Genomic DNA, 14791 nt, shown 5'->3' with positions numbered 1-14791 from the left:
GAAAACTAACCATACCACCGTAAACACAAAACCCAACGATGGAATGAAAAATGCCATGCGTTGGGAATCTGTCTTAAACGCTTTGTTATAAGCACCTGCCAGTGGATAGGAAATGAACCCAGTCATTCCTGCCTCGCTTTTTGGCTGCATTTACCGCACTTTCAACATCATAAGTTACTTTATGAAAAACAATGTCCCACTTATCTTCAGAGGCTTTCTGCAATGTGGCATAGGATGCTTTTGGCGAATAGTTTTGCATCGAATGAACATTTGGCTCGTCATCCGTATAAGCCTGCAAACCGACACTACCAGGATTTATGACGATTTGTCCGGTGGATAGTTCTACGCATCTTGGGGTATGAGTATGCCCACATATAATAATTGGAGAAGATATTCCATTTAATTTTTCAATGATTTCAGCATCAGGCCGAACTATTGGTCTTCCAGTACTAATGTCTTCCAACAAGTACACTAGGTCATCACTAGGCGTTCCATGACATGCATAAATATCAGTCGTGATTTGCAAATCGAATGGTAATTGCTTCATCCAAGTCAATGGCTCTTGCCCCAGCTCACTCAGTATAAACTGCATTGTAGGATTCGATTCTATTTCAGCTTCCGTAGCCTCATATATCTGACGATCTTGATTGCCCGATATAGTGATAGCATTCAATGACTGCAAGTATTCGTATGTCTGCCTCGGAGCTATTGGACCATATAAAATATCACCTAGATTAATAAAAGCCGTAAAACCTTTTGCTCTAGCATCCTTAACCACTGCCTCAAGCGCAAAAATATTACTATGGATATCTGACAATATTGCGAATTTTTCCACTATGCACTCCTTGCGCTTATAACGCCTTTAGCAGAGGCGCATTTATGCGTTCACCTGCTTTTGCTTGTTAGCCCTCTTGTGAAAGCTCTTTATGAATAAAATTTGAAAATTTTTCAGCTTTCTCTTGAGGCAGCATATGATTTTCATTAGGTATGATTTTTAGCTCAGAGCTTTTTATTAGTTTGGCTGTCGCAACAGTTACTAGCTTGAATATATCTCTGGTATTTTGACCATAACTTAAGACAACTTTGTGCTGTATTTTAGAAATTGAAGTTTGGCTAATAGCAGGTTCTTCTTGCTGATTCAGCTGATTTTTCAAAGTGTTTTTTTTAGCAAGCTGTAGTTCTTGTACCTCTTTTTTTTGATATTTGAAATAACCTTTTTTATTACTAGAGCCATCTATAAGTGATTCGACAGCCATATTGAGGTTGCCGACTGAAAAATGCTCAAAGACTGGGCCGAACATGTTGTTAGCGTCGGATTGCCAGGTACTCATGTCTTGTTCTTGTAGACAGCCCGGAAACCCCGGTTCGTATACGACAGCCTTAGATACGGGTAGATCATTCTTTGCAAGTGCATTCAATATTACATCCGCACCATAAGACCAGCCAACAATATTGACGGGCTTAATTTTTGTAAGCTCTTGTATCAAAGCAGACAAATCATCAGCGTGAGTATTTAAACCAAACCCTTCTAAGTCAGATTCATTAAAGTTGCGCAAAGTTACAGAGATAACATCGAAATCAGATTTCAAGTGTTCTATATGCTCAAGCCACATAGAGCCATCAGTAAGTGCGCCATGTACTAAAATGAGATACTCTCCGTTACCTTCTTGTATGTATTCCATCTATGTTCCTTATATAGGGCTAACGCCGCCATAAGCGGCGCGAGCAAAGCGACGTCCGGGCCCGAAGGGCCGAACTGCTTTGCTTGGTTATGCGGTGTATGTGTAGACATGCCAAGTACTTTTACTTGTATTAAGAGAGTCGTAAAGTTTTTGAGCCTGATGATTGTCTTGAGCTGTAAGCCATTGCAGTCTGACTGCACCATTTTTCAGGGCAAATTCAAGGCAATGATTGATAAGAAGCTTACCTATCCCTTTTCCTCTATGATTCGGTAATGTGTAAAGGTCGTTCATAATGCCTACCCGAGCTGGGATACTGGAGACATACGTAAAATAAACAGTTGCGAAAGCCACGGCCTCTCCAGCTTTATTCCTGAACAGGAAAAGACAGCCATCATTTCCGTGCTCGCTGAACTGTGAAAAGAATGCTCTGTTTTTATCATCATCAATCCCCTGAACTTTATAGAACTCCTGATATTTTCTAATTAGCGGGAGCGCTTCTTCGATGTTCTTACTTGATACTGCTTCTATCACTTGACGATTCCTCTAACCGTATAACGCCCGCATTTGCGGCTGGTTTGGAGCGCAGCGGAAAACCAGTCCGGCAACATGCGCTTGTTAGGGCTATACCAGACCCCATTCTTGATGAGCTTCGCGAGTGTAGTAACCATACCCATTTGTAGGATAATTTTTGTTGGTTATATCGAATTGACTCAAGGCATCTAAAACGGGTGCTTTTCTAAAAGGGATATGAATAGCTCTTGCTGAACCGTTCTCGATTCTGGTTTTTAGCGCCGGAGGCCAATAATCGGATAATTCAGCCGGAGCCATGATTGAATCGTAATCAGGATATGCCAGTATTAATGGCAACTCACAAGTGTCGACTGCATAGGCAATCTCGAAAGGAACCCAATCTGTATCATTTTTTGTGGTTTTTGTGAGTATCAATAGAAATTGCTTAGAATTTCTAAGCCTTGTAATCAAGCTTCTTTTTAGGGTTTCTTTTTTTGAAGAGTCTCGTACTGACGAAGTTTTTTCGTGGCTATTACATAGGCTAAATTCTATATGCTTGCTAGCATCCCACATCTTCATCGTATTGTAATACTTTATATCTGACTTGGTTGGGTCAGTGGTTCCGCCTGCATGAAAGGCCACATACGTTCCGTTACGATATGCCATCTTTAGCTCCAAATAATACGCTTATGTAATCTTACAAAGATGCTGCTCACTATATTTATATGCCATTTCTAGCCGACTTTATATCCAGAAGATTAATTTTATCAATTTTGTCCTTGTGGATAATAATGGTAAGTCTGGCTGGATATTTAAAACGCATTTCACTAATCCTGAAGGTCCAAAGCATGATTTTAAGTAGGTCTTCATCACTTATATTTTTATGTCCCTGAATTCGTGTTATGCCTGAGCCGAATATGGGGGTTGACACATTTTTTTGTGCATAAACTCTGTTCACTCGGTCCCAGAAATTAATCAAAAACTCCAAATACTCTGGCATTGTAATCAATGCTTTGTTTGTGTTGTCAAACTTGGAAAAAGCCGTCAGCAGATAGTCTTTGTAAATACAAATAGAACCAATTTGGTACCTAAGTTTCTTACCTTTCGTTCTATTCTCATTAGCACCCAAGATTTCATCTTTATCAAAATCATAAGTAGCTATGTATTCATCCAGATCGGCAACAGCAATATCAAGATGCTCTTTAATAAATACTCCATTCAACGAGCCTTCTGAAATTATTTTATTATCTACCTGTGTATCGAAGTACTCATTGAAAGCAATAACCTTAAAGTCAGGCTCTTGAAAAATATCACCTACCTTAATTGTCACATCACTCCCTTCGATAGTGACATTGATCTTAGTAAGTTTATTTGACCAGACCCATATCCCAAAATAGATCAGCAACAAGCTTATTAAGAAAATCCCCCCATATACTTCCTTACACTCTTTTGGTATATCAACGAAAATTACAATCAATGATAAAGCAGTGCTTATGAAAGCTGTGACCTTGAGAAAGTTCTCAATTACTCTTCGATCAAAAAAGCTAACCTTGGTCATTAATTTATGTCCTTAGTATTTCTATACATCCACATACTCGAGTTGTATTCACAGGCTTGAGCCCTAACGCCCAATTAAGGGGTGAACAACGCCACCACCCAAACCTAAAGCATTGTGCCATAAACACTAAATTTGAAGTAGAAGCAAAAATGCCAAGCGTTGTGAATCCCTCTTAAATTGCTTGTTATGTTCGTAGCCATTTGTACATGACGTAGCTATCAACTAACCCTAGATGAGCATGCTTATATGCCTTTGGAATTGTACCTATGATTTGAAACCCTAGCTTCTCCCAAAGCTTCACCGCAACTTCATTGGTAGAGACCACGCTGTTAAATTGCATGGCATCAAAGCCAAGTCTTAGAGCTGTTTCCTGAGAATGTTCACACATAAGACGTGCAATGCCCTTACCTCTAGCTTCGCTAGAAACCATGTATCCACAATTACATATATGGCTACTTGGCCCCATTGCATTCGGCTTGATGTAGTAAGAGCCCAGTACAACGTCATTTTCTACGAAAGCAAAAGCTTTCAGGGGAGATTCACACCATAAAGCGAATGCTTGCTCTAGCGTCATATTTGGGTCAAAGGCATAAGTTTCTTGTGCCTGAATTACCGCTGAAAATGTTGGCCAAAACGACTCAAAATCGGCTTTTGTGATTTCCCTAATCATGAATTTCCTCCTAGAACATAACGCTCAGCTAAGGGGCGAAGTGCGCAGCACTTTGTCCCGCTTGAGCGCCTTGTTAAATTTTTCCTAGCTCCATGTGCAGTAGCGGGTATGGCTTGCCCTGACCATCTTGTGGAGAACGACCTACAACATTGAACCCCAAATGCTCATAGAAGCCTAATGCTTGTTTATTTTGTTCGTTGACATCTACCTTAGTAGCGCCTTGATATTTGATGGCATACTCCATTAATTGGAAGCCCACCCCTTTACCTCTGGATTCTGGAGAGATGAAAAGCATTTCGATATTCCCTTCATGAACACCGCAGAATCCATGAATTTTTCCTTCATCATCTTTGGCACATTTCAAATCTACAGCATCGAAATGTTGCTCTAAAATCAGAGGCTTTAAAGTGGTTATATCTTCTTCCTGAAGAAAGTCATGAGTAGCCCGAACTGAGGCCTCCCAGATTGCTATCAAAGTTTCATGATCTTTCTTTTCTGAGTTCTCAATTTTCATAACTAAACTCGAATAATAAATTTAACGCCCGCAGCTGCGGACGACTTGTAGTGACGAAGGAGCGGAAAGGCTTTCCGACAGCCTGCGTTTGTTAGGCCTTCTACCGGGATAAGCATAGGCTAAAGTTATCCTTTAGCTTTTTAGAAACCACCATGATTTCCCTGTTTTTTTCGGAGAAATAGCCAATACACGCCTGATTAGTATTTCCGCCTAATCCTAGAAGCGTATTTGGGCTACTTTCATTTCTCTTTCGAGTGTATGTTCCATCAAAGGTAGAGCCAGATACCTTGCCAGTAAGCTCTACTGTATGTGTGCCCCCACCTAAAGCACCTGCTGCTTCAACCCAGCTAGCCTTAAGTAAGTCATTGTCGATTTTAATGGTCACCGGATAAGTGCCTCTGACGTTCCAGTCTCCTTCAAGTAACTTCGGGTTACCGAGGTAGAATTGCTCAGTATATTCACGAATCACCTTTTGCCTGCTAAGTGCTTTTTGGCTTAATTCCTCCCAATCTTTATTTTGCTTCTCTTTTCTCTCATTGATCTCAGCGAGTAAGCTATGGACATTTTGGTGAGGTTCGTCTTGCTTTAATGCCTCTTTAGCAATTTTTTCCGCTTCGTCAGTAAAGCCTGCCCCTAGAAGTAAATAACCTTGGTTAGCCATTGCCAGCGTATTATTGAGCTTAGATGACTTCTTGTATTGATCGATCGCCTTAATTTTAAGGCCTGCTTCTTGAGCCCGAACCCCAAGATTGTTCAACGCAGTCGAGTTATCTCCGTCAATTCGGATAAGCTTTATGTAGTTACTTATTGATATTTCATCAATATCTTCGTCGCTTGCCGCATAAGCAGAGTTAAAAAGCTCGTCCCTATTATTTGGGTCAAACTCCAGTGACTTATCTTTACAATATATCGACAGCGATTTATTGCCTAAAGTATCTTCTACCTTGGATAGGGTTTCATATAGCGATGCTTTTTGCTCCTCTTCCTTTGCAATCAATAAATAATCAGTCAGAAGCTTCTTGGCTTCGACCGAAGAGCCCTCTCTATTAAGTGCATATGCAAGATTGACAATAGCTCTTATCTTTAAAGGTTCCGACTGTGTTTCCTCTACAGTCGATTGCCACAATTGAATCTCCTTACGATACTGCATGCCGTCCCTAAGACAGAAAGAAAGCCACATTAGCGTGTTAAATTTGGAATCCTCTGTCTTGGCTGTCCGAGATAGCTGTTCTAGCTCACCTATTGCTGCGTTATCTTGAGCTTTTTCAAATCTAAGATATAGATAAAAGGCTTTATTTTCTTCTAGCTGTACTTCATCCTTCTCGTCTAAGGCATATTTTTTAAATGCGACCTCAGCATCGTCTATGCGACCTTCATCAAACGCCTTGTGCATTTCAGGAAACCAGCTCTCCTCTTTTTTCTCTATTTCTGATTTTTTATCTTCGGGGGATGGTTTTTCATCTGCGGTACGTATGCCATTATCCTTTTCTTTGTTTTCTGAGGGCGCCGCTGCCTCCATGCCAAGCTCCGATTCCCCAGCCTTATATTTAAATGACGTAAGCCTAGAAATGAAGCTTGATATAGCGTCTCTGCATATAATTAGTAGAATCAGGAAAACAATAGTAAGCGAGTTATCCGAAAGGAATTCGGTAATTATCTTAAGTGCGTCTATTGCCATACTTGGTGACTCGTTCATAGTTTATTCTTGGGGCCTAACGCCGCGTTAAGGGGTGAGCAACGCAGACCACCCAACCTAAACCATTGTGCCGTAATCACTCAAGCTGAATCAAACCCAAAATGCCGAGCGTTGGGAATCCCTCTTGAACGCTTTGTTATGTGAATTTTTTCACGCGCCCAAAAGAGGTAAATTTTTACGCTGTTGATAGGTTAAAGCTAACTCTAAACAGGACTTGATTGTTGTTTCTGGTAACGCTTTTGATAAGGACAGAACTATTGCTCTGTTTCCCTGAAACAACAGTTCATCACCATACAATTCTCGAAATGTATCGACTAACTTAGTTTGGCAATTAAAAAACAGGTAATAATTGTTAGGAGATTTCAGCTTCCAGTCTATTCTTAGCGGGCTACCTGTTTTTACACTATAGCTAGGTTCACCCCACTTTAGAGTTTCATCGACTTCACCCAGCTCCAAATCAGATGCGATTTGAAAGACTAGGTTTCGTAGTTCCTCTAGCCTAATACGAGCATTTTCCGGATATTCATCGAAGCGTTCTTTGACTACCTTGTTCACTGGAACCTCCTATTCACATGACGCCCAAAGCTAAGTGGCAAAAAATTAGCTTGGCTAAAATTAGGAACGCAGTGACAAAGCCAAGCTTTATTTGTCTCGCTTTAGTTACTTGTTATGTTTTTACTGCAATGACAACAGTAGCGGCGGCTCCGACTAGCGTTGCAATTGCCAGAACCACATTTAACCAAAAAATTCTATTGCCCACTTTATCAGATGACTCTGCATTTTTAGCCAACTGAGTTTCTAGAGACTGAATTGAGGATTGAATGTCTTCTGTGCACCTAACAGTTATTGCAGATTTTTGCTGTTCATGAACCGCACTATTTGGCTGAGCAACTCTGACGAGATCTTCTAAAATCTCATTTTTACTTTTTCCTTCAATGTGGCTCACAAACTTCTCCTAAAAACATAACGTTCAGCACAGCGGATGGCAGAGCTGGTACGTAATTGCGCAGCAATTTGAGTGACAGGTTTGCCAGTCCGATGCTGCTGTTTGTTAAGAATACCGACTACGATAGAGTTTAGAGTGCTCCAGCAGGTATTCACCGTTTAATCTCTTACGTACATCAGCATCCTGCAATTGGAATGGTTCTTTTCCATATACATATACTAATTCCTCATGACCATTCTCAGTGTCAACGACTGAAATCTGAACTTTTCTATACCCATCCGGCTCGTCAATACGCTCCAAGGTGTCCATTTCGGTGAATGCACTCTCATTAACTTGAAACACCTGACCTTTAACGTAATGCCCATTCCCCTCATCAAGAATTAGCCATGGTGAGAACCTCTCACCGACCAACACCAAGGGAAACTTGTTCTTGGTTATAAAGTCGCCAGGCAATCGAACGCCTTTATTTGATTTAAAATTAGGAAACCCTTCTTTCAAAGTTCCAAATACAAATACTAGATATTCCATGAGCTAATTCTTAACAATTAAGGGTTATATGGCAGCGTAGCTGCGGCTATAACCCACTGTTGAACGGCCGCGTTGTCTATATAGGGGATTTGCTTTTTTCATGGTGGGACTTCCCTGTTAAATAACTCGCTAAAACCAAAGATCCTCTGGTCTATTCCGCATCAGATCGTCTTTGATCACCGATATATTGGTTCTTAATGTACCCATTTGTAGCGTGATTTGACCAGAGAGGCAAGCGATTCCCTCAGGCCTTATGACCTGATCTGTATTTACACTCTGATCTCACTATGTGCTAACGCTAACTGCCATTGTCCCATGGCAGCATAACGCGAAGCCTCTCTGTCACTTTACTCTCTGAGACATCACCAAGGTAAGTAACAGTTCGTTCTCCACAAACAGGGCATGAACAGCTTGATTCAGCCGTCTTTTCACTGTCTTCATTGGTTCGTCACTCGTACCTGTCTAATTGCTTATCTACCCACTTCTTCACCTTGGCTCTTATGGCATTGGACAAACAGCTATAATGCCGCTTTTTATTTATGAGAAAGGCATAAATCCTTTGGGTAAGACATGCAGTAAAAAACGCCTTACCAGTTCTTGTGGCGTGAGTGTTAAAAGCGATTGCTTGCCGGAATGATAGTCTCGATATTGGAGGCTGATTTTGTCGTTGTTCCACACTTGGAAGCGGTTGTTAGATAAGGCAATACGATGGCTATAGCGTGCTAAATACGTCACCAAGGTCGAGCGATATTCAAGCGCCGATTTGCAATAGACCACCCAAGGCTTTTGCATCAAAACATTCAGTAGCTGCCCCACCTCCGCTTTGGATAATGCTGGCAATAACCCTTTGCTAAAAGCGGCTCTTAGTTGACTGACCATAGCCCCTCTAAAACGATTTGATAACAGCTTTACTGGAAGAAAATAGTGTTTCCTCAGACTATGCCAGCCTTGATCTCTATACACGCCAGAGGGCTCTTTGCGTAGACACAGAAAAACCTTCTAGGGTCATCCTGTCTATGACTTGCTGGCGTAAAGGGGTCATAACTTAATTCTCCGTTGTTGAGTGGAAGATTAAGTCTGGCTCTAAATGAGGGAATTGGGGAAACTGAGAAAAGACCCGCGAAGCGGCTTAGTTCAACGCTTCAATAACCGGCGCGCTTTAGCGCATCCGGCGTCGAAGGCGCGTAGTTGATTGACTTGTTAACTCTGATTTCCATGCCGTCCCCACCAGCCATTTTTTACACTTTTTACTTCTTCCAGTTCAATTTTCTTTAGTTCTTCCTCAGTCCAATTTTGATCTTCGGACTTTCTCAATATCCATCTTTTTGGAAACGCTGCATTGGCAATTTGGTACAAGCTTGGGACATCAGGAAATTTAATAAACTTGACCTTTTCACATTGGGGGTAGTCAACCGTGACCTGCTCTGCATCTTGAACCTCAACCTTGTGCTCTGACTCAAGCATTAATGCTGAACTTTTTGGAAGAAACTCCCAGTACATGATTGTGGATATAGGAAGGCCAAACTTAATAATATTTGGATGATTGTTAAAATCGACAATTGGCGGGTTCTTTTTTGCTTTTTTTCTGAGCCCAAAGAGGCTTCTTTCATAATCCACACGTAAGAAATCGACGTACCCTAAGAGAAGATCGTAAGCCTTACGTTTATAGACAGGAACTGCAACAATAGGATCTGTTATTTCCGGATCAATAGTATTTGTTATTTCAAACGATATAGCTTCTCGAATTTTCTGGCTTTCGTGGAGTTCATTTGTTGTTGATATATTAGTTTTTAACTTCTCTGAAAGCTCAGCTTTAACCCTAGCAGACAATTCGTTTCTTTTAGAAAATCCCATTTTGGCCGCGAGCTCAGTAGCGAATGTCGCTGTAGATTCGTTTTCTATCAAAAACTTCTTGATGGAAGAGATTTGATTTATTTTCTCCAGCTCAAAACTAGATGCTATTACATGCTGTGATCCAACCCCCTTAGGAGACTTGTACACGGCTAATGCATCTCCAACTTTATGGGTTTCATCCAAAAACCGTTCGTTCAACTGAAAATGGCAACGAACTATTCCAAATGACGTTTGTTTTTCGTTAAGGGCCTCCCATGCCCCCTCTTCTGTAAGCTCGACTGAAAAGGGTATCGAAAATTCAATTCTCTTCACTATATGGTCTCCTTGTGGTTGAGTTAACGCCTCAATAACCGGCGCGGTTCTGCCGCGTCCGGCGCCGTAGGCGCGTAGTTGATGATTTGTTAGGAGCTTAATCAAGGTTTAGCCATTTTGTACTATATCCATAACTGCGACCTACGGTATTTCTTATGGATTTGTTCTTATATTTTTCTCGGACTGGGTTGTTCGCTATTTTTCCAACGAACTCCATTCTATCGGCCGCTTCATGTTTAAGTTTTCGATTGAAATATTGAGTAGATCCTGCACTAAACCAACCCGCAATTTCGTAGACCTCTTGAATTATGCCGTCATAAACTGCTAGTGCGTATTTTGCATTTCTATAGTTTTTGGGTAGCCTATTCCAACAACCCCGTGTAATTTCGTAAAGACTTAATTCATCTATACCGTAGTAGAATAGTTTATTTATCAGGATGATAACTGCTGGGTCATCTACCTCAACATCTTGCATTGATATTAAAGCTGAAACCTCTTCAAGCGTCTTTCTCCCTGCTGCTTTAGATCCCTTTCCTCTAACCTCATTTGTTAGGTTTTCTATTCCAATGATATCAATGCATGATGCCTCGATTTGTTCGGCTTCTTGGCTTGTTTCAAGCCCATAACGAATTAGCTCTATGCGCGGTTCTAGCCCTAAGCTATTTAGCTCTTTGATTCGTTTGACTTTGTCAGACTCCTTTTGATCTCGCAAGTGTGATAAAGCCCTTTTGTTAACCCCTTTCCCTATGTAGAAGACCTCATCTTTTCTTGGGTCTACATAAGCGTAAACATAATTTTTCAATTCATTCCATTTGATGTCGGAGTGCATATGTATTCCTAACACCCGCATAACGGGCAAAAATACGTAGGCTACAATACCAAGCGAAGCGCAGGGAGCCTACGTGTTTTTGTCCCAAGGAGCGCTAGCGACTGAGTTGATGTGTTTGTTATACGCAATTTGCCACACCTGTAGCGCATTGCTACAATGTGATAATGAACTATAAGGAGACATATTATGGCAACCGCGAGCGTAAGACTAGACCAAGATCTAGTTGAGAAAGCTACCATTATGGGTAAAGCACTAAACCGAACGATGCCAAAACAGATTGAGCATTGGGCAAAAATAGGTGAAATGATGGAAGATAATCCTGATTTACCATACGAATTCGTGAAACAAGCAATTATTTCCAAAGCGGAAAAAGAGGCAGGCAAATTGGAGCCTTACGATTTTGGCTAAGATTACGAGTGTTTTACAGACAGCTAATTTTAAGAGAGCAGTAAAGAGGTTACATGAGAATCAGAAAAAAGACTTGGATAAAGCTGTAAAGGGATTGATGGACGATCCTCTTCTAGGAGAACAGAAAAAAGGCGACCTAGCTTTTCTTCGCGTGTACAAGTTCAAGATGGTTAAGCAGTTAACTTTATTAGGTTACAGCTACGAAGACGGCACTGTAATTCTTGAATTAATAGCTCTTGGTTCACATGAAAACTTTTACCGCGATGTTAAAAAGTTGTTCTGACCAATTGCGTATAACGCTAAGCTAACGGGCAAATATGCGGCGCTACAATGGCGAAGCCGCGCCGCGTATTTGTCCCAGTATGACACGCAGTGGCATACGTGTTAAGCGCCTTGTTATGCCTACCTACTCGCCATAACATGTTCGGCTTCAAACTCAAGTAAGTCCCATAGATTGCCATATAAATCCTCAAATACTGCAACTGTTCCATACTCTTGTTTAGATGGCTCTCTTGCGAACTTTACGCCAACAGACTTCATATACTCATAATCACGCCAAAAGTCGTCTGTTTTTAGGAATAAGAATACTCGTCCGCCCGATTGATTGCCGATAAACTCTTCTTGCTTTGGTTTTGATGCCCTGGCTAAAAGCAAAGTGACGCCATTTGAATTTGGAGGTGAAACAACAACCCAACGCTTATCTTGCTCTGGTTGGTATGTATCTTCGATAAGTTCAAATTTTAACTTATTCACGTAAAAGTCTATCGCTTCATCATAATCCTTTACAACTAAAGCGATGTGAACAATGCTTTGTTTCATATTTATCCTTAACTACTTACGACTTTGAGTAGGCATAACGCCCAATTAAGGGGTGAACAACGCCACCACCCGAACCTAAAGCATTGTGCCATAAGCACTAAATTTGAAGTAGAAGCAAAAATGCCAAGCGTTGTGAACCCCTCTTAAATTGCTTGTTATGTTCGTAGCCATTTGTACATGACGTAGCTATCAACTAACCCTAGATGAGCATGCTTATATGCCTTTGGAATTGTACCTATGATTTGAAACCCTAGCTTCTCCCAAAGCTTCACCGCAACTTCATTGGTAGAGACCACGCTGTTAAATTGCATGGCATCAAAGCCAAGTCTTAGAGCTGTTTCCTGAGAATGTTCACACATAAGACGTGCAATGCCCTTACCTCTAGCTTCGCTAGAAACCATGTATCCACAATTACATATATGGCTACTTGGCCCCATTGCATTCGGTTTGATGTAGTAAGAGCCCAGTACAACGTCATTTTCTACGAAAGCAAAAGCTTTCAGGGGAGATTCACACCATAAAGCGAATGCTTGCTCTAGCGTCATATTTGGGTCAAAGGCATAAGTTTCTTGTGCCTGAATTACCGCTGAAAATGTTGGCCAAAACGACTCAAAATCGGCTTTTGTGATTTCCCTAATCATGAATTTCCTCCTAGAACAACACCCAAATAAGGGGACGCAAACACGTGGGCTAAAATCCCGAGCGAAGCGAGTCAGCCCACGTGTTTGCGTCCCAGCGAGCCTGCGAGCAACTTAATTTGATTGTTATAAGCCGGTGTAACCTTTCATTTGTAACTGCAAAGATGACAAGTGCTCTGAAATTAATTTTGCAGCTTTGTATGAAGGATCTTGCTCATTAATAAATTTGAAAAACCTTCTAAGAAAATCGATGCAACCGTCCGCTGAAAGGTAATTTAGATCTTTAACATACTTACCTAGTTGAGTACTTTGGTTGTGAACCCATCTTTTTCTAACTTTATTCAAATCATTTAGCTGGCTATAAAGTTCAGTTTCTTCGACATTCTTAATGCCCCAAAACTCTTGTGCAAGAGACATGAATTGTTTTACCGGGCTTTGCTTAGACCACTCCTCAGCCTTGGATTTAGACTTTTTACCATGATAGTAATCAAAGTAAAAAGCTTCTATTATCATTGCCGAAAAAACTTGTGAAACAATTGCTTGGTTCTTTGCAGTCAAATTATCCTGAACTAGGCACTCATCCTCAGGTATCTTCCCATATTTTTCGTACACTTGGCTCACAGTGTTACAGTGGAATACGAATTGTTCTGTTACTACTGCAAGTAGATCGGCTATTCCACTAGCACGAACTTGAGTGAGTTTTCCTTCAATTTCTTCAATCATATCTTTGAGGCTTATATCGCTTCAATCAACCGACGCTTCAGCGGTCGGTTGCATTGACTTGTTAGGGGGTCTGAGTTTTGACTTTAACCAAACATTTATATCCTTTACAACCAATTCACGGTTGTTTTCTCCGTGTATATTCACGAATCCATGATCAAGTTTTTCGTATGTTCGGTATTCAATATTGCCTTTTCCTGTTTTCACAAGTGCCCGCATCATTTCATCGACTTTTTGAGGTGAAACAGCTAAATCCCTTCCTCCCTGAATGACAAGCAATGGAGTGTTCACTTTTTTAAGAATTTCAAATTGGTCAATAGTCAGCATTTGATACCACCAGTTGTAACCATGCCCACTTACCTCAAGTTCGGATGACTTACTATTGATAATATGATTTGAAAAGCCTCGAAACCCCTTAACGCTCTCTTCTAATTCACTACTATTTACAGATGTTGACTTAATATTATGTATAACATCATCAATAAATTTTCGGCCACCACCATTGAAAGAAATCGTTGCATTTATATCATTAATTCTTGTAGTAACTAAGTTGGCAATAACAGCCCCCTCACTCCCCCCAAGTACAATGAGGTTGGGGTATTTACGATCTTTGCGGACAGCATCAAGAACCGCTTGAATATCCGCTACTCGCTGCTCTGGGCTATCATTATGAATATATTTAGCTGGACAGTCCTTACGTTCAGCATCTGAACTAAAGCTTAACCCTCCATCAATACCGTATTTTTCTATTAGAAGGACATCTGCTTCTGGCCAAACATTCTTATAATCTGTAAATACTGATTCGATATGTAATACGCTGTTGCAGTCAGAACCTTGAAGAATTAGTAATAACGTATCGTTTAGCGGTGTATTTAATTGATGAAGTAGATAATAAGTAATTTTTGAGCCATCAGACCTGCCGATAGTATGAGTGCTTACGCTTTGAGCATTCACAGAACCAGCAAAAAAAAGAAAAACTAAAAATATAGTTCGGAAATTCATTTTGAAACCCTAACGCTAAGCTTTGGGGCGCAGGCACGTAGGGCATAATAGCGAAGCGGCCCTGCGTGTTTGCGTCCCAGCGAACGAAGTGAGCGGCAACAGCGT

The 14791-nt window shown here is 40.9% G+C and carries 19 protein-coding genes and 1 pseudogene; 2 read left to right on the top strand and 18 right to left on the bottom strand.

All coding sequences use genetic code 11. The features are described from left to right. Positions 1-85: 85 nt before the first annotated feature. From ACXAC1_RS12700 to ACXAC1_RS12635, 14 genes and pseudogenes are all read right to left on the bottom strand, one after another. A complete protein-coding gene (locus ACXAC1_RS12700) occupies positions 86-835 on the bottom strand; it encodes a metallophosphoesterase family protein (protein ID WP_475061848.1) in 750 nt (249 codons plus the stop codon). A gap of 67 nt (positions 836-902) precedes the next feature. Beyond that, positions 903-1682 (bottom strand): alpha/beta fold hydrolase, encoded by a 780-nt coding sequence (locus ACXAC1_RS12695; protein WP_475061846.1) that lies wholly within the window; start codon positions 1680-1682, stop codon positions 903-905. A gap of 87 nt (positions 1683-1769) precedes the next feature. Then, positions 1770-2213 (bottom strand): GNAT family N-acetyltransferase, encoded by a 444-nt coding sequence (locus tag ACXAC1_RS12690; protein WP_474846762.1) that lies wholly within the window; start codon positions 2211-2213, stop codon positions 1770-1772. 90 nt (positions 2214-2303) lie between these two features. Continuing rightward, positions 2304-2858, bottom strand: a complete 555-nt coding sequence (locus tag ACXAC1_RS12685; protein WP_292570528.1) for a TIR domain-containing protein — start codon at positions 2856-2858, stop codon at positions 2304-2306. Positions 2859-2913: 55 nt separating this feature from the next. After that, positions 2914-3750 (bottom strand): macro domain-containing protein, encoded by an 837-nt coding sequence (locus ACXAC1_RS12680; RefSeq protein ID WP_475061844.1) that lies wholly within the window; start codon positions 3748-3750, stop codon positions 2914-2916. Between the two features lie 184 nt (positions 3751-3934). Beyond that, positions 3935-4420, bottom strand: coding sequence for a GNAT family N-acetyltransferase (locus ACXAC1_RS12675; RefSeq protein ID WP_258511003.1), 486 nt, complete (start codon positions 4418-4420; stop codon positions 3935-3937). Between the two features lie 73 nt (positions 4421-4493). Further along, on the bottom strand, positions 4494-4934 hold the full coding sequence (locus tag ACXAC1_RS12670; RefSeq protein WP_475061843.1) for an acetyltransferase: 441 nt from the start codon (positions 4932-4934) through the stop codon (positions 4494-4496). A 100-nt stretch (positions 4935-5034) separates the two neighbouring features. Then, entirely contained in the window at positions 5035-6630 is a 1596-nt protein-coding gene (locus tag ACXAC1_RS12665) for a hypothetical protein (protein ID WP_475061841.1), read from the bottom strand. 150 nt (positions 6631-6780) lie between these two features. Beyond that, positions 6781-7185, bottom strand: coding sequence for a DUF1801 domain-containing protein (locus ACXAC1_RS12660; RefSeq protein WP_475061840.1), 405 nt, complete (start codon positions 7183-7185; stop codon positions 6781-6783). 112 nt (positions 7186-7297) lie between these two features. Beyond that, positions 7298-7576 (bottom strand): hypothetical protein, encoded by a 279-nt coding sequence (locus tag ACXAC1_RS12655; RefSeq protein WP_475061817.1) that lies wholly within the window; start codon positions 7574-7576, stop codon positions 7298-7300. Between the two features lie 105 nt (positions 7577-7681). Beyond that, entirely contained in the window at positions 7682-8104 is a 423-nt protein-coding gene (locus ACXAC1_RS12650; protein WP_475061838.1) for a gamma-glutamylcyclotransferase family protein, read from the bottom strand. A gap of 298 nt (positions 8105-8402) precedes the next feature. Continuing rightward, a pseudogene (locus tag ACXAC1_RS12645) lies at positions 8403-9076 on the bottom strand (IS91 family transposase); the annotation flags it as partial. Between the two features lie 228 nt (positions 9077-9304). Continuing rightward, complete coding sequence (locus ACXAC1_RS12640; protein WP_475061837.1) at positions 9305-10270, bottom strand: hypothetical protein; 966 nt, start codon at positions 10268-10270, stop codon at positions 9305-9307. A gap of 97 nt (positions 10271-10367) precedes the next feature. Next, a complete protein-coding gene (locus ACXAC1_RS12635; RefSeq protein WP_475061835.1) occupies positions 10368-11099 on the bottom strand; it encodes an LEM-3-like GIY-YIG domain-containing protein in 732 nt (243 codons plus the stop codon). A 186-nt stretch (positions 11100-11285) separates the two neighbouring features. On the opposite strand from ACXAC1_RS12635, the gene ACXAC1_RS12630 reads away from it, so the two are divergent. Together ACXAC1_RS12630 and ACXAC1_RS12625 are read left to right on the top strand one after the other, a co-directional pair. Then, entirely contained in the window at positions 11286-11507 is a 222-nt protein-coding gene (locus ACXAC1_RS12630) for a TA system antitoxin ParD family protein (RefSeq protein WP_012518669.1), read from the top strand. After that, positions 11500-11790 carry a type II toxin-antitoxin system RelE/ParE family toxin gene (locus ACXAC1_RS12625; protein WP_475061834.1) on the top strand — a complete coding sequence of 97 codons (291 nt, stop codon included), beginning with the start codon at positions 11500-11502 and terminating at the stop codon, positions 11788-11790. Before ACXAC1_RS12630 ends, ACXAC1_RS12625 begins: the two co-directional genes overlap by 8 nt. Positions 11791-11909: 119 nt before the next feature. Here the strand turns inward: ACXAC1_RS12625 and ACXAC1_RS12620 are convergent, their stop codons facing one another. The 4 genes from ACXAC1_RS12620 to ACXAC1_RS12605 all read right to left on the bottom strand — a co-directional run bounded on the left by ACXAC1_RS12620 (position 11910) and on the right by ACXAC1_RS12605 (position 14686). Beyond that, positions 11910-12326: a VOC family protein gene (locus tag ACXAC1_RS12620; RefSeq protein WP_475061832.1), complete on the bottom strand. Its 417-nt coding sequence runs from the start codon at positions 12324-12326 to the stop codon at positions 11910-11912. Between the two features lie 155 nt (positions 12327-12481). After that, positions 12482-12967: a GNAT family N-acetyltransferase gene (locus ACXAC1_RS12615; protein ID WP_258511003.1), complete on the bottom strand. Its 486-nt coding sequence runs from the start codon at positions 12965-12967 to the stop codon at positions 12482-12484. A 123-nt stretch (positions 12968-13090) separates the two neighbouring features. After that, the gene (locus ACXAC1_RS12610) at positions 13091-13687 is read right to left on the bottom strand and encodes a hypothetical protein (RefSeq protein ID WP_475061830.1); all 597 of its coding nucleotides are present in this window, start codon (positions 13685-13687) and stop codon (positions 13091-13093) included. Positions 13688-13708: 21 nt separating this feature from the next. Beyond that, positions 13709-14686, bottom strand: a complete 978-nt coding sequence (locus ACXAC1_RS12605) for an alpha/beta hydrolase (RefSeq protein WP_475061829.1) — start codon at positions 14684-14686, stop codon at positions 13709-13711. Between the last annotated feature and the right edge of the window lie 105 nt (positions 14687-14791).

The sequence above is a fragment of the Marinomonas sp. AWM4_232 genome, from assembly GCF_056158325.1.
Note: the sequence above shows the minus strand (reverse complement) of the source record. Positions and strands in the feature narration are given on the sequence as shown.